Below are 16,851 nucleotides of genomic sequence, written 5' to 3'. Positions count from 1 at the left end.
TGCCTTTTTTTCTGGAAGGTGAATTTCTGTTTGCTACGCAAACAGAAGTTAGTATCGAAGCCCAAATCACAAAAAATAAAATATATGAAAGCATTGTTTTTTTTAATCCCTCTTTTAATGATCAACGCCTGTAAAACACAGACGGACACAGTAATTTCTTCAGAAAACACAAGTATGGAACAAATTGATAATAAATCATCCGGCTGTCCAGACGATGGTAACTGTAGCGTTGTTGTGCATCAGAATAAAAATCTGACCGTAAAAGATGATGGCACTGGTGCGTTTTATCCCGATCTAGTAGATGGAAACAACACCGTAATCGAGTACACGTATCACAAACCAGCACCCGAAGGAGTTGCCGATGCAGATTATACCGAAACCATCCATTTTGAAATCCCAGAAGGCGTAAAAAATTTAAGTAAGGAAAATGCCGCTTTGAGTGATGTGGGCTTACTTTATGGAAAACATTGTTTCTGCAGGGATGCAGGTTATTTTCCTGTTATCAATGGAAAACTTTTGGTTGAAAAAACCGCTCAAGGAATTATGTTCGACCTTAAATTCAATACCGGAAAATCTACTCAGGTGATTTCGCATATTAGGGAGACGACGAAACTGTAAAGTTTTTAATCGGTAGTCGGTAGTCGGTAGTCGAAGTAAAAATCTCAGATTAAAAACTTCAATGAATAGAGTCAAGAATACAAAGCAGTCATTGCTCCCGGAAAGTTCAGCCGAGTTCTGTTGGCAAGTTCCTGATTTTATTATTATGCTACTAATAACCTATGTTACAAAGTCAATAGAATCTACATCTGAAAAGCAAATAATAAATTCGCCCTGAAAGAGCGTAATAACTTAACATCGAGCAACGCTCGATGACGGGAAAACCTTAAACATCCAAAGCCCTGAAAGGGCGTCATAATAAACTATGTTATGGAACGGCTACCATTGCTGTATAGGGCTAATTTTAGATTGGTTACGCATGCGCAAGACATTGTCTTATGTTATGATAAATTGTTCTTTTAGGGCATCCTCATTTTATAGTTAGTTACAGTATGGTTTTTGTTTTCCTAGAAAACACGAGCAGGACGCTAGAACCAGCGGGTTACAGCTATTCCACAGAGGATCAAAAAGAAACGCAAAGTTGCACAGAGAAAAAGAGTCTTAGTTTAATTACTACTATTTCCAAATTCTATAAAATAAAAAAGACGTTCAAATTTTGAACGTCTCTTTTTTTATGCGTGAGTATTAGTGAAGCTTAGTTCTTAATAACCTTCTTAGTAGTTACTTTATCTCCGTTTTTCACAACTAGGAAATACATTCCACTTTCCACATAATTGTAATCCAATTGTTTGGTGAAAGTGTTTGATGCAGATACATCATCAAAACTATATTGATTGATGGCTCTTCCTCTTAAGTCATAAAGTGAAACTTCAATGTTATCATTGGAAGCTGGCATAAATGTAAGGTTGAAGGTTCCATTTGAAGGGTTTGGATAAACCGCAAAGTTGTCAAATGCAAATTCTTCTACACCTATAGTTCCATTTACAGTAATAACAGCATCGTTAAGGTCATAGAAAATATTGTTTGAAGATCTTACCATCATTCTACCAGTGGTAGTGTTTAGGTTTGGTACTTCAACATTTGCACTACCGGTGTTCGGTACGTTCAGGGCAATAGTTACCGGGTATGTTTGTCCGCCATCCGTAGAAAACAGAATATCAACATTGGGGCTATCAACTGGCGCCACATCAGAACCTGCAACATCCCAGGTAACCGTTTCTGTGTTACCTATAGTCCAAGTAGTAGCGGTTGCTTGAGAAGTAACCATAAATGGTCCGGCAGCATCATCAACAATAACAAACATATTGTCACTGGCACTAGAACCACCTACCGCAGCGTTGTCACGAACGGTATATCTAAATCTCATATTTCTACCTACTTGCGGAACAACCTCCCAATTACTTTTAGTTTGGTTTGCTAATACAGTTACCAAAGCTGGCATATATCTTTCTGGTTCTGCCATTGGATTAATAGATCTAAAAGCTGGCCCTACAGTTGAATTTTCTCTTGGAGGCATTTGAGCAGATTGACTGTCCATTTGCTCCCAGCAATGCGATAATGCATCTCCATCTGGGTCAGTAGCAGTTCCCATTAAAATAAATGGAGTTCCTTTTGGAATGGTACGGTCTGGCCCTGCATCTGCCGTTGGAGGCAAATTGTTTGTTGGGATTTCTTCTGGACATGAAGAAGAATTTCCATTTTTAATGTTGATCCAGATTTCTTGAATGCTTATCGCTTGAAAATATGGATCACTATGCGCCTGTACGTTTGGAGAACAAACACCAGCATAGCCCATAATAGTAGAACCACTACCAACCTCAAAAGCGGTTGAGTCATTTCTATTACCACCACAAGGGTTATTAAAAGTATGGTTTGCACCAAATTGGTGTCCCATTTCGTGAGCTACAAAATCAATATAAAAGTTATCACCAATTGGAGAAGGTAAACCTGTTACTCCTCTCGCTTTTTGACCGCTCATGCAGGGAACACGAAGACCGGCAATTCCACCACCACCAGTACTGAACACATGACCGATATCATAATTTGCAGATCCAATTTGAGTATCAACAATACTTTGGTTTTGAGCTAGCATGGCAAAACCATCAAAATTATCATAACCATCAGTTCCCGCATTAAGGAAAATAATATCCGTATTGTCAACCATAACCATGGTTAGGGCAACATCTCTTTCATAAATACCATCTACACGGGTTACCGCAATAACCATTGCCGCAAGCACGGCTGCTTTTTTTTCTGCATCAGAAGCAGAGGCAGGAATTCCTGCACGGTTCCAGTGGTAATAAGAGTATTCCGCCGTAGAGGCCAATGCCAATCTGTAGGTTCTTAAAGTGCCATCTTTTGCATTTTCTGTACCATCTGGTCTTGCCATTGCTTCGTCATTCTCAAAATGACATACAAAATCAACTGAAGAAGTAATTTGATCTACGTTATAAGAAATGTAATAATTTTTATCCTGAGTGTACGGATCAATATAAATTGTTGAATAGTTGGCAGAAGAGATCATTACATTCACTCCAAGATCCGTAACGCTAAAACGCGCTATTGCAGAGGGATCATCGATACCTTGTGCAGTATAAGACCTTAGGTTTGGATGTTGTGCTTGAAATGCAGGCTCCATAACAGAAGCTTCGTACACACGAAATTTCTGTAACTCACCACCATTGGTAGGTAGCGATATAATAACATTTGATGTCACCGAATTTCTATCCGGAGCTGACGCCAAAATGTTTTTTAAGGCAGAAGTATTTAGAGCAAACAGGTCGTATTCCTGTGGTATTGCATTTCTTTCGGCTAATTGTTTGTCTTGCGTTTGTCTGGCCGATGCTTTCGTCCACAACGCATTGTTCTGTGCATTTACCCCAAAGCAAAATAGCGCTAAGGATAAAATCAGCATGTGTTTTAATGTACTTTTTTTCATAGTATTCTGGATTGTTTTGAATGTTTAGAGCCGTAAAGATAATAGACTTTAGGTAAATTAAGGAATTTTTAAGAAGTTAACTTTTCAGTTAAAACCGAAAAACATCACAAAATTTGAGAAATCGCCTTCAAAAAAAGAATTTAGTGATAATTTTACATCTTAATTTAAAGTTTCTCTCATTGAACAGAATATTGGAAATATCGGATTTAGGCTTCTTGGATTATAAAGAAACTTGGGATTTTCAAGAAAAACTTTTTCAGGAGATCCTTTCCATTAAAAGCTTAAACAAAAGAGAAAATCTAAGTCGCAGCACACCCAATCATCTTCTTTTTGTTGAACACCCGCACGTTTACACTTTGGGAAAAAGTGGTCATTTAGAAAACCTTCTTATTTCTGAAGAAAAACTAAAAGCCATTGACGCTACATTTTATAAGATAAACAGAGGTGGCGATATCACTTACCACGGACCTGGTCAAGTTGTGGGATACCCTATTTTAGATCTGGAAAACTTTTTTACAGACATTCATAAATACCTTCGGTTGTTAGAAGAAATGATCATTCTTACCCTAGCCGAATACGGTCTTAAAGCTGAAAGAAGCAAAGGCGAGACCGGTGTCTGGCTGGATGTGGGTACGCCGTTTGCTCGAAAAATATGCGCTATGGGTGTTCGCGCCAGCAGATGGGTTACTATGCACGGGTTTGCGTTAAACGTAAATACCGATTTAGGTTATTTTGACCATATGATTCCCTGCGGAATAAAAGACAAAGCCGGAACTTCTTTAAACGTTGAATTGGGAAAAGCAATAGTTCCTATGGAAGAAGTAAAAGAAAAATTACTGAAACATTTTCTAGTGCTTTTTGAAGCAGAAGTGAAACGTAGTGAAGTTGCAATATAAGGGTTTAGCTATACTAAGGATGCGGTTTTTAATAGAACGATAACTGAAGTATTTCTAAAAAAAATACCATCTAATCACGCGAAGTTGTTTTTTGTTCTCAATAAATACGAATACAATATTTGTAAAATAATCTTCTGCTAACTGAACTATCTAAAGGATAAATCTTGTCTTCCTATAATTGTTAGAATTTCAACTTTTTTATTTTCGATTATTTTATAATAAATAGTATCAACACCGCAAAAACAGTAGCGAAAGTCTTTGTTTAGATACTGTACTGCAGGAAATAAAAAAGGATTAGATTCAATTTTATCGAAACAATCGTGCATCATTCCGAAATATTTGTCTGCTTGATCAATCCCAAATCTTGTAATTCCATAATAATATATCCGTCTTAAATCCTCCTTCGCTTCATTAGTTAAAAAGTAGCTATACATTCGGAAGGTTCTTCTTAAATCCAGCTAACATTTCTTCTTTGGTTTGCTTTTTCGCTAAACCACTTTTCTCTCCTCTTTCTATTTTCATTCTAAGAAAATCATAATATTCTTGCTGATTTCGAGCTTGTTTTATAAGATAATTTACAGCTTCACTCTTGCTAGCAAATTCTTCTTCTAACAATTGATTTTTTAACCATTCGTCATTTTTTTTCGTCAAGGAAATGCTTTGTCTTGTCATAATAAAAAAATTAATTTGGTGTAAATTTACACCAAACTAATTTTAAAACCTATTTCTATCCTTCGAATTTTTACTGTTGGTAAAAGACATTAGTTCCTTATTCCAAGCTGGAAAAAGAAATTTCAATGTGTCATGTTTCGCAGGAAGTCTTTTAAATTTGTGTAGAAAATAAGCGCTTTTACATCGCATCAAGGTTTAAAAACTAAACCCAAAAACTCCGGTAACCCCGAAGTTACGAGCGTCTGGCATGTCCAAATAATTTCCGCGAAAATTGAAGTCCAATCTAAAAACACGGAAGATGTTTCCTACGCCCACGCTCCATTCCCAATAGACGTCTTCGGGAGCTTTATAAACAATATTGGAAGCGTTCAAATCAATATTTTCTTGGGATATTGTTCCGTAAACAGCTCGAAAACCAACTACTTCCCTCAGATCCAATTTCCGCAGCAATGGAATACGCGAAAAGATGCGCCCACCAAAGTTGTGCTCTAAATGAAGTGAAGCATAGGTGTCACTAACGAACTCGTAATAATCCAATTGGGTAAATGAATTATAAGCACTGAAATAGGTCTGGTTACCTGGTATAGGATTCAACAGACTAATGGGTACCGCACCCATGGTAGTTCCAACCTCAACGGTAGAGAGCAAACGGCCTATGCCTCCAATGTTCCACGGTTGGGTATAGAGCGCCTGTATTTTTTTATATTCAAAATCACCGCCCATGATATCTTTTAAGCCATAACTATAACCGGCGTAAAAAGAAGGAAAATCACCACTGTTGATCACCGTACGCTCCACGCCATAACCAGAGGTTTTACGTCCCGGCGTGTACATAAAACCAAATTGTATTTCAGCTTGTTGCAATTCACTTTTTATTTTGCCCGTATAAACGCCATCTTCCAGTACTTTATAGTCAATACTAAAAGTATCTGTTGCAGATTTTAGCGTTCTATAAGAGCCCGTTATCCGCAAAATAAAATTCTTCCACGGCTCAATATCAAAACCTATTGTTGAGAGATTTATACGTGAAAGCCTATCGTTAGAGCCCACGGAGAAAAGCGATGATGAAGCAAGACTGCGCCCCAAAACGTCATTGCTGTTGGTAAGACTGGCACCGGTTTGTTCCACATCGCGCCGGTTTCCGCCAAATACGGTTAAGCGTGACTTTCGGTCTAAAAGCCATTTTCCAGAGATTCCGTATTTAAAGCGGTCATCCTTAAACCCATAAGCCCCAAAGCCTTCCAAACGCCACGGGTCATTTTGTCCAAAGTAAGTTCTTCCGCCCAAACGGATTCGCAATCCTTCGGCCTCATTAAAACCAAATATTGAAAACACAGGGCCAATATCTAAGTTATTCACCTCATAATACCCGCTTGCCAAAGTAGCACCTATATTATAGAGTGCTTTAAACCTACCCACTGTTTTAAGCGTATCGAGCATTTTATACACGCCTTTTTCATCTTTGCTCAACTTTTCCATTCGGTTTATATCCCAAAAATCATCTGGACGATTATAAATTTCAAAGCTATATGGATCTACTTGTTGCGTATAGTATTTTTTTCCTTTGGGAATATCAAAAACATAATTATTATATAAGGTTGTCCGTTTTCCATAAACCCCCCTCGCTTCTTCCTTCTTTCTAAAACTGAAGTCGCTCATAAAATAATCTCGTGTTATCAAGAAAGTGGAATCATTCAACACATCGAAGTCTTGTTCAATATACACATCGCGCACCCAGTTAAGATTAGCACTCTTAGAAGCTTTTAAATTAATTTCTTTAATAGCCCAAGTAGTGTCGTTCACCCAAAAATTTCCCTTAAATGTCAGTTCATTTTTTCTGCGTGGATAATACACAATATTATAGCACCATTTATTGTCGCGGTAAGCACTGTCTTGCAACACGTAATTATAAACATCTATTCCAGTTCGTGACAGCGGACTCGTAAAAGCTTTGTCAAAAAATTTCAGGTAATTATCATAGACGTCATATTCGCTGTATAGATCTTTTACAAAGGCGATAAGGGTTTGATTGTTTTCGAAACCTGAGTTTTTATTTCCTTGCAATACCTCCTTCTCTTGATTTAGCGAATTATCACCATATACTTTTGATACCGCTTCATTTATAAAAATGGGCAAATAGGTGTTTCCAGTAACGTTTGAAGTATCTACCTGATCAAAAACAAACTCCATACCTTTGAAAACCTTACTTTTGATTAGGGCACTGTCTATGGTGTTCAGGTCGAACTCCAGTTTTTCGTATTTATCGTATTGATATTGTTTAAATTTCTTAACGCCATTTTCTCTTCTATTTTCCCAAATTTTCCGAAGCATATCCAGCGCAGGATTGTTCTTTTTTGAAGTCTTTCCAGAATAGACAACAACTTCATCCAAGGCATCCGCACTTTCTTCCATAACGACCTCCATATTATAGGTGGTACGGGAAGTAAGTTCAATTTCCTTTGTGGTAAAACCGAGAAATGAAAAAATTACAGTTTGGTAGGTCTTGTCACTTTCCAAATAAAAACGACCGTTTTCATCTGAAATAGTCCCTTCCTGTGAATCCTTAAAAATCACATTGGCAAAAGAAACGGGAAAACCGGTTTCATCTTTTATAACGCCGCTTACTTTGGTCTGAGCGAAAACCGAAGCACTAATTATTAATAGAGATAGGATTAGAAGGTTCTTCATTTATGATTAGCTATGGGGTAAAATAAACTTTTTAGAAGAAAAAATAACAAATAACAAGAATCAAATTCCAAATAAAACCCAATATTAAAAAATAAAAAAACAAAAATGTATTTAAGACTTTTCTATGATAGCTGAAAGAATCTTTTTTAGCTCAGTGGCTTCTTGAATTAAATCTTTAGCTTCATTTTCATTAAGCAATTCATTTGTTTCAGTGATCAATCTAAGCCAGTAAACACTTTCTTTTGCTTCTTTTCTACTTATCTTAACTCTAAATTTGAAATCCTTTTTACTTAAGGCTTCATTCGCTTCAATGTAATTTGAACCCACTGAGCCAGAAGACCTAACCAATTGCTTTGAATCTTCAACATTAGCAACTGTCATTTTTAAGGTCTTAATGAAAATCCGAATATCTTTTGCCAATAACAAGGTTCGTTCTTCCAAATCATAAGGTTTATTATTTGAAGATTCAGACATTTTAATTTTTTTGAAGTTTGAGAGTTTTTGTTTGCTTCTTAAAAATTGGTTTTTGTGATTTGTTTGATATTTGGAGTTTGTTATTTGGGTTTTCTATTTATAAAGTACTTTCTTCACTGCCTTAATCACATCTTCACTATTGGGCAACCATTCTGCTAATAGATTAGGTGAATATGGCGCTGGAGTGTCTGCAGTGTTTATTTTTACGATTGGCGCATCCAAATAGTCAAAAACATTGTTTTGCACTTGATACGTAATTTCAGTAGCTACGTTTCCAAAGGGCCAAGCTTCTTCTAAAATCACCAATCGGTTTGTTTTCTTTACAGACTCATAAATAGCCTCATAATCCAATGGTCTAACGGTGCGGAGATCGATGATTTCACACTCAATACCTTCTTCGGCTAGTTTTTCGGCGGCCTTATAAGCTTCCTTGATAATTTTCCCGAAGGAAACAATGGTTACATCCGTTCCTTTCCGCTTAATATCGGCAACTCCAATTGGGATTAAATATTCCCCTTCTGGCACTTCGCCTTTATCGCCATACATCTGCTCACTCTCCATAAATATTACTGGATCGTTATCGCGAATAGCGCTTTTCAGCAAGCCTTTTGCATCGGCTGGATTGCTAGGAACTATCACTTTTAGACCAGGGCAGTTGGCATACCAACTTTCAAAAGCCTGACTATGCGTTGCTGCAAGTTGTCCCGCAGAAGCTGTTGGACCTCTGAAAACGATAGGAATATTAAACTGTCCACCGCTCATTTGACGCATTTTGGCCGCATTGTTAATAATTTGGTCAATTGCAACCAAGGAGAAGTTAAAGGTCATATACTCAATAATAGGCCTGTTGCCATTCATTGCTGAACCGACCCCAATCCCTGAAAATCCATTTTCTGAAATAGGAGTATCAATAACTCTTTTAGCTCCAAACTCATCGAGCATGCCCTTACTGGCTTTGTAAGCACCGTTGTATTCGGCTACTTCCTCGCCCATTAAATATATAGTTTCATCGCGGCGCATTTCTTCGCTCATCGCTTCACAAACCGCTTCTCTAAATTGTAGTGTTTTCATCTTTCTAAATTGAAATAAATAACTGAATTCCGATAGCTATCAGAATAGGAGAACAAAAATAAAACTAATTATTGAGTTGTGGCTCACATTTCCAGAAATGCTTTTAGCATCCCTATTTAAGCCATTCTTATCTTAATACAAGTCGTCGTATTATTCAAAATGCCTACGGTAAAAATTCAAATAACATCCATTAAGCTGATAACTAGACTATAAAAGATGATAAAGCGGTAAAATTGTTTTCTTTAAAAATATTTGTTTAACAAAGCATTAACATATATTTTTATAGATTCAAGAACCTATTTATGAAAACAATCTTATTATGCGCAGTGTTTATGTTAATTATATCTTTTTCCTATTCGCAGCAGGGGAAGATTGATAGTTTGAAGGCGGTTTTGGAAACCGCTAAAAATAACACCTCACGGTTAGATATTTTAAAGAAACTCTGTAAAGCATCTTCTGAGATTTACGATCTTGAAAAATCACAACAGTATTATGATGAATTAATAGCTGTAGCAGAAGAAACCAATGATCAAGAGTCCTTGGTTTATGGATTTCAATTATTGATAAGGGAATATGAGAAAAAACGCGATTCGATAAAAGCTTTAGAATATTTCCATAAATCGAATAAAATCAACCTTGATTCAAACAACTACTTAAATCTTGCGAAAGATTACACAGCCTTAGGTGGCTTATATAACAAATTTCAACTGTACAATAGAGCTGAGAATGAGTATTTAAAAGTATTAAAAATATGCAAGGATAATAATCTAGACTATATTGGAAAAGCATATATAAACCTCGGCATTGTAAAACAAAACCAAAGGAATTATAATGCATCAACGGGATATGCAATAAACGCAAGGGAAACTGCTGAAAAAACAAATAATCTACAACTAGAATCCGATGCTATTGGAATAATCGCTGGTAATTATATGTGGTTGAGCGATGAGAAAAAAGCAGAAGAATTATACAAGAAAGCTATCAAAATTTCCGAAGAAAACGACTTATTTCTTACTACATTAAATCATTATAGAGGTTTGTCTACAACATATTCCAGAACAAAAGAATTTGAAAAAGCACTGGAGTATAATTCCAAAGCCTTGACTATGCTAGAACAATATGGTGATAAATTACTCAATTTAGACATTTTGATAACTACCGCAGGTATTTACAATAGAATGGATAATAGAGAAAAAGCATACGAATACTATGACAAAGCATTAAAAATCGCAACTGAATTGGATTCAAAAGTCGGCATCAATACAATCTCGATTAACGTCACTCTACTGAATGTTTATGATAAAAAATTCAATGAAGCTGAAAGGATAATATTGAAAACTTTAAATGATACGATTGATAAAATTGCATTACCTGAAACCTCAGAGAGAAGCGCATATATTCTACTATCGATGATTTATGAGGGGAAAAATGAACTTGAAAAGTCGTTATTCTACCATAAAAAATATTTTAGCTTGGCCTATGAAATTTTGTCAAAAAGTCAAGTAGAAAGTGTAGCTGAATTAAATACAAAATACCAAACCGAAAAAAAGGAAAAAGAAAATCTAGCCTTAAAACAACAAAACGCAGAACAGGCCCTGCACACCGAAAAGGAAAAGACTCAAAAACTGGTCCTGGGAGGAGGACTCACAGTTGCACTGGCTGGCTTAGGCATCTTTTTTATTGCCTACCGCAAAAACCAAAAGCAAAAGCGCGAGATTGAAAAGCAAAAAGATCTGGTAGAACAACTACAGCGTGAACTGCACCATCGTCTAAAGAACAATCTTTCGTTTATAGATTTCTTTATCACTTTGGCAAAAGGCAAGTTCCCAGATCCCGCTTATCGCGCAAAACTGGACGAGTTACAAAATAGAATAAATAGCATGTTCGAAGTACATAAACAACTCTTTAAAAAAGAGGATGTTACCAGTGTAAATGCCAAAACCTATATTTCAGCTTTGGTGGAAAATGTAAAAAAAGCCTACAACAGACAAAATATTAGCCTAAAACAAAACGTGACCGACACAAACCTTCGTGCGGACACCTCCTTCCCTATCGGACTTATAGTAAACGAATTTGTAACCAACAGCTATAAATACGCTTTTCCAAATCATGAAAATGGAATTGTTTCCATAAACTTTAAAGAGGAAAACAACAAATATCATTTGCAGTTGCACGATAACGGAAAAGGCTTACCAGAAGGTTTTGACATTGATAGTTTAAATTCCTTCGGAATGGAGACTATAAAATTGTTAACTCAAGAATACAAAGGCACATTTGCATTGGACGGAAACAATGGAACCAAAATGGATATCACCTTTCCAAAAAACGCAGCGTAAAAGGAGTGGGCATTAGCTGTGGCAGTTTGCAGGAAGATTGATTCCTAATAAAAAATAAACATCTTTCATCGTTATAACTGACTCACTTAATTAAGTACAAAAATTCAATACCCTAATTCTAAAGTCTAACATCTCAGATCTATTATGAAGCCAAAAGCCCACATCCTTATTGTAGAAGACAAAGCCATACTTTACAAGCGTCTTTCCATGGCACTTTCGGAAGAAAACTACAGCGTAGACGGATTTACCCCCAGTGTTGAAAAAGCCTTGGAACGATTCCAGACCAAATTGCCGGACATAGTTCTTTTAGATATTGATTTAGAAGGAGCGCTTTCTGGAATAGACTTAGGAAAGATACTATCCACAAGTTATAACATTCCCTTTATCTACGTGACCGATTATGACGACAATGAGACCTTTTTTGAAGGACTACAAACACATCATGAAAATTTCCTAGTAAAAACTAAGCCACACCTCGATACCAAGCAAGTGGTACGTGCCATACAGACTGCTCTCTCTCGAAATAAAAAGCAAACACCTACCCATTGCAAAGATGCTATTCTATGCTTTACAAACTATATAACCAATGTGAAAAATCACGGAAACCAAACAGTTTCAGAACTCCCTGTATTGTTTGTGGACATTGCCATGATCACTACGAAGTCCACCCAACCCAATCTTGAAAAAAGCAAACGCACCGGGAAACCTGAATTTCTAAAACTAAAGAGCAACTATGTGCGCATTGCAACATTTAACGAAAAATCCTATTATCTTCCCGTTAGTCTCTCTGAAATTTTAGGTAAGCTACCCAATCACTTTATCCGCATCAATGAAAGCGAAATCGTTAATATCAGCGAGCACATTCTGGATGGTCGCATCAATGGTATTCGTTTAAAAATAGGCGACCATATCTGCCACATCTCCAAAACCTATAAGCCGGAAGTAGAAAAACGCTTTGAACTCTTATATCAGAAATTCAAATAGCAGATTTTCATTTGTTTAGGGCAGATTTTCATTTTTAGTTTTAATAATTGTAATATAATTTCATCTTAGCTTCTCTAACAACCAAACAGACAAGCTATATGAAAACAATTACACTGCTCTTTTGCACATTCTTCGTCCTAAGTCTCTCGGCACAAAACCGACAATTGAATATCAATGATGGCACCTATAACCAAAGTGAAATTACAAGAAACACCTCACTTCCAGAGTCAAATTTCTTATATCCTTACAAAAAAGCACGTCCTTTTTCGTTGAATCAAAATATTAAAAGACTGAGTGCAAATGATATTGGAATTGAGTTATTATTGGATCTTTTTCCTTCGCAAAACTACTTAGCAATTATAGATGACATAAAACAAGATGCAAATGGCACATTAGTTATTCGAGCCACCTTAACAGATTCTCAAATGGGGTTTTGCATAATAACATTGGCAAGTAATGGAACAGTTATGATGCGAATTGAAGTTCCAGAAACTGCGGAAAGCTATACAACTCAAATTGATCCTAACAATGATACGATTTATTTAGCACAATCAGACTTGGCCAAACAGAGCTTAACAGAATGCCATGAACCTCTAGCAACAATAGATCAATTAGATTTTCCAAATTCTCTTAAAAGCAATGAATCAAGTGAAGGTATAGAATCAAATAATAGATTGCCAAGTGCCACAACAGAAATTGATGTTATGGTAGTTTATACACAAGCAGCAGAAAATTGGGCCATTGCCAATAATGGCTCAATAGCAAATACAATAGCGATGATGGAAACTATTGCACAAACTTCTTTTGACAACTCAATGATAGACTTAAATTATAACGTAGTGTATTCTCATAAAACTGATTATGTGGAGTCAGGGACTTTTCCAGAACAATTATCACGACTTCGAATTAGAAATGATGGTTATTTGGATGAAGTTCATGCGTTGAGGGTTGAGGAGAACGCAGATTTTGTCGTACTACTTCATACAATTGTTGGAGGAGGTGTTTCCTATATACCACAAACCATGGATGGAGATCCAGCCTTTGCCTTCTGTTCATTAACCATTACTGGAAACAACGTAGATTATTTAAATATTCACGAATCTGGACATATATTCGGAGCAGGGCATCATAAAGAACAGCTTTTTCAACCTGGTCCCGGACTTTTTGATTATTCGGCTGGCTGGCGTTGGAATTCAGATAACGATATACCAAGGGCATCGATATTAACTTATGGGGGTGGAGCAGCTTTTCCAGATGGGATACCACATTATCATATATATTATTTTTCCGATCCTAATATAACCTATTTTGGTACCCCCGTTGGAGATGCAATGGATGGCAACAACGCGCGTACTATTCGAGAAATGAAAGATATAATTGCTGCCTATAGCGACAATTTAATTGGCTGCGATAGTCCTTGTCAATACACTACAACAATATTTACCCCTACGACTTCTACACAAACAAACGCTACCATTGCATTATGCTATTCTATATATAACGTTACCGAAGGCACAACATATTTTTGGTCTTTGTGTACAGATGATGGAGGGCAATCTTCCATTGATTCTCAATTAACCTTAAGGAATAACTTAGATGGAAGTTTTTTGGCATTTAATGAAGATGCCTGTGGTGATGATGCTAAAATAATTTGGGAAGCCGATTTTACAGGTGAAGTCCAAGTATTACCGACAAAAAACTATTGCTTTTACGCAGATGGAGTTACTTTAACTTTAGCCTACGGAATTGACCCCTCAACCATTTTTTATGATATAACCACAAGTGCCAATCCAACAGCAGGCGGAACCACTTCTGGGGATGGAACCTATGGTTTTGAACAAAGTGTTACGGTGAATGCAACCAACAGTATTGGCTACGAGTTTATCAACTGGACCGAAAACGGAACGGTTGTTTCAACAAATGCGAATTATACTTTTCTTGCCCAAGCGGATCGTAATCTAATTGCCAATTTCGAATTGGAAACCTATCAAATCAATGCACAAGCGAATCCCACAAACGCAGGAACAATAACTGGAGCAGGAAATTATACATACGGAGACAATTGCACATTATCAGCAACAGAAAATACTGGTTATACATTTAATAACTGGACTGAAAATGGAACAGTGGTTTCAACTAATGCCAACTATAGCTTTACGGTTACGGAAAATAAATCCTTAATTGCCAATTTTGATTTGAATACCTATGATATTTCAACTGTTGCAAATCCCACAGATGGAGGGAATATAACTGGCGGTGGAAATTATCAATATAACAGCACCTGTAATCTTATCGCTTCTCCAAATCCAGGATACGGCTTTGTAAATTGGACAGAAAACGGATCAGTAGTTTCCACAAATGCAAATTACAGCTTTACAGTTGTTGATGATAGAACACTAACCGCAAATTTTGAATTGGGAACATTTCAAATCTCTGCGGAGGCGAACCCAACAAATGCTGGAACAATAACTGGAGCAGGAAGTTATTCTTACGGAGACAGTTGCACCTTATCCGCAACAGAAAATACTGGCTACACGTTTATTAATTGGACCGAAAATGGAGCTGTGGTTTCTACAGATGCCAGTTATAGTTTTACGGTTACGGAAAATAAATCCTTAATTGCCAATTTTGAATTGAATACCTATACTGTTTCAACAATTTCAAATCCCACAGATGGTGGAAATATAACTGGCGGTGGAAACTATCAATACAACAGCGCATGTAACCTCACCGCTTCTCCAAATTCAGGATACGGATTTGTAAATTGGACAGAAAACGGATCAGTAGTTTCCACAAATGCAAATTACAGCTTTACAGTTGTTGATGATAGAACACTTACCGCAAATTTTGAATTGGGAACATTTCAAATCTCTGCGGAGGCGAACCCAACAAATGCTGGAACAATAACTGGAGCAGGAAGTTATTCTTACGGAGACAATTGCACCTTATCGGCAAGTGAAAATACTGGCTATACATTTATAAACTGGACAGAAAATGGAACAGTAATTTCTACAGATGCCAACTATAGTTTTACGGTTACGGAAAATAAATCCTTAATTGCCAATTTTGATTTGAATACCTATACTGTTTCAACTGTTGCAAATCCTACAGATGGAGGAAATATAACTGGTGGTGGAAATTATCAATACAACAGCACTTGTAATCTTAACGCTACTCCAAATTCAGGATATGACTTTGTAAACTGGACAGAAAACGGAAGCATTGTTTCTACCAATTCAACTTTTAGTTTTACAGTAACAGATAACAGAACTTTAACCGGTAATTTCTTAGCTATCACCCAAATTCCAGATCCAAACTTCGAGCAAGCCCTTATTGATTTAGGTATAGATACCGATGCTATTATAAATGGTCAAGTGTTTACAGCAGATATAATTAATATATCAACACTTAGTGTTCAAAACAAAAACATCAGTGATTTGTCAGGAATACAAGATTTTTATTCCTTAACGGATTTATCCTGCGACCAGAACCAATTAACACAGTTAAACCTTGGTTCAAACATTGGATTGGTTTATCTGTCTTGTTCACAAAACGATCTTTCTCACTTGGACGTAAGCAGCTTTATTAATCTTGAATATTTAAATTGTTACGATAACAACTTAAGCTTCCTTGATGTATCGCAAAATATTAATTTGAAATATATTTCCTGCTTAATGAACCAAATAACAGATTTAGATCTTAGTGAAAACACGCAACTAACCGAGATTTATTGTCAGATGGGACAACTACAATCCTTGAATGTTCAAAATGGAAATAACGGTCTCATTACAAATTTCTTAGCCAGTGACAATCCAAATTTAACCTGTATTCAAGTAGATGATGAGACTGCAGCAAATGCTGGCACAGGAGTTTACGCCTCTTGGCTGAAAGATCCAAGCGCCACCTACTCTGAAGACTGTACATTAGGAATTGTGGATTATGCCACGGACAACCCAATCGAAATATTTCCAAATCCAGTTTCACAGATTATCACAGTGAAGGTTTACGATAATGAAAAAGTTAAAGACTTAAATATCAGCAATGTTGCTGGACAAATGATTACCAAGGCTAAATTCTCAAACCAAATTGACGTTTCCAATCTCAGTGCGGGACTTTACTTTATTCAAATAAAAACCGATCAAAGAACCGTTATCAAAAAAATCATAAAAAAATAGTGGGGAGTTCTATTTTTTTTTAAACCACACTTAGAACAATCTGGGGAGATGTTTAGCGG

At 36.5% G+C, this 16,851-nt stretch carries 11 protein-coding genes; 5 read left to right on the top strand and 6 right to left on the bottom strand.

Going from position 1 to position 16,851, the window contains the following annotated elements; translation table 11 throughout:
• Positions 1-84: 84 nt before the first annotated feature.
• Positions 85-618, top strand: a complete 534-nt coding sequence (locus G440_RS0104875) for a hypothetical protein (RefSeq protein WP_157417861.1) — start codon at positions 85-87, stop codon at positions 616-618.
• A 634-nt stretch (positions 619-1,252) separates the two neighbouring features.
• Here G440_RS0104875 and G440_RS19495 read toward each other — a convergent pair.
• The gene (locus G440_RS19495; protein ID WP_051285157.1) at positions 1,253-3,496 is read right to left on the bottom strand and encodes a zinc-dependent metalloprotease; all 2,244 of its coding nucleotides are present in this window, start codon (positions 3,494-3,496) and stop codon (positions 1,253-1,255) included.
• 179 nt (positions 3,497-3,675) lie between these two features.
• Here G440_RS19495 and lipB point away from each other — a divergent pair, with 179 nt between their 5' ends.
• On the top strand, positions 3,676-4,392 hold the full coding sequence (gene lipB, locus G440_RS0104860) for a lipoyl(octanoyl) transferase LipB (RefSeq protein WP_026450275.1): 717 nt from the start codon (positions 3,676-3,678) through the stop codon (positions 4,390-4,392).
• Between the two features lie 146 nt (positions 4,393-4,538).
• On the opposite strand, the gene G440_RS0104855 is transcribed toward lipB, so the two are convergent.
• From G440_RS0104855 to G440_RS0104835, 5 genes are all read right to left on the bottom strand, one after another.
• The gene (locus G440_RS0104855) at positions 4,539-4,826 is read right to left on the bottom strand and encodes a type II toxin-antitoxin system RelE/ParE family toxin (protein WP_026450274.1); all 288 of its coding nucleotides are present in this window, start codon (positions 4,824-4,826) and stop codon (positions 4,539-4,541) included.
• Positions 4,819-5,064, bottom strand: a complete 246-nt coding sequence (locus G440_RS0104850) for a ribbon-helix-helix domain-containing protein (protein WP_026450273.1) — start codon at positions 5,062-5,064, stop codon at positions 4,819-4,821. The genes G440_RS0104855 and G440_RS0104850 overlap by 8 nt, the downstream gene beginning before the upstream one ends.
• A 195-nt stretch (positions 5,065-5,259) precedes the next feature.
• Positions 5,260-7,752: a DUF5686 and carboxypeptidase-like regulatory domain-containing protein gene (locus tag G440_RS0104845; RefSeq protein ID WP_026450272.1), complete on the bottom strand. Its 2,493-nt coding sequence runs from the start codon at positions 7,750-7,752 to the stop codon at positions 5,260-5,262.
• Positions 7,753-7,863: 111 nt separating this feature from the next.
• Complete coding sequence (locus G440_RS0104840; protein WP_026450271.1) at positions 7,864-8,226, bottom strand: four helix bundle protein; 363 nt, start codon at positions 8,224-8,226, stop codon at positions 7,864-7,866.
• Positions 8,227-8,319: 93 nt separating this feature from the next.
• On the bottom strand, positions 8,320-9,297 hold the full coding sequence (locus tag G440_RS0104835; RefSeq protein WP_026450270.1) for a pyruvate dehydrogenase complex E1 component subunit beta: 978 nt from the start codon (positions 9,295-9,297) through the stop codon (positions 8,320-8,322).
• 302 nt (positions 9,298-9,599) lie between these two features.
• Here G440_RS0104835 and G440_RS0104830 point away from each other — a divergent pair, with 302 nt between their 5' ends.
• From G440_RS0104830 to G440_RS0104820, 3 genes are all read left to right on the top strand, one after another.
• Entirely contained in the window at positions 9,600-11,633 is a 2,034-nt protein-coding gene (locus tag G440_RS0104830; RefSeq protein ID WP_026450269.1) for a tetratricopeptide repeat-containing sensor histidine kinase, read from the top strand.
• Between the two features lie 144 nt (positions 11,634-11,777).
• Positions 11,778-12,617 carry a response regulator transcription factor gene (locus G440_RS0104825; protein ID WP_034259034.1) on the top strand — a complete coding sequence of 280 codons (840 nt, stop codon included), beginning with the start codon at positions 11,778-11,780 and terminating at the stop codon, positions 12,615-12,617.
• Between the two features lie 98 nt (positions 12,618-12,715).
• Positions 12,716-16,792, top strand: coding sequence for an InlB B-repeat-containing protein (locus G440_RS0104820; RefSeq protein WP_084426590.1), 4,077 nt, complete (start codon positions 12,716-12,718; stop codon positions 16,790-16,792).
• The last annotated feature ends 59 nt before the right edge of the window (positions 16,793-16,851 follow it).

Origin of the sequence: Aequorivita capsosiphonis DSM 23843 (assembly GCF_000429125.1) — a bacterium.
Lineage (GTDB): Bacteria > Bacteroidota > Bacteroidia > Flavobacteriales > Flavobacteriaceae > Aequorivita > Aequorivita capsosiphonis.
Note: the sequence above shows the minus strand (reverse complement) of the source record. Positions and strands in the feature narration are given on the sequence as shown.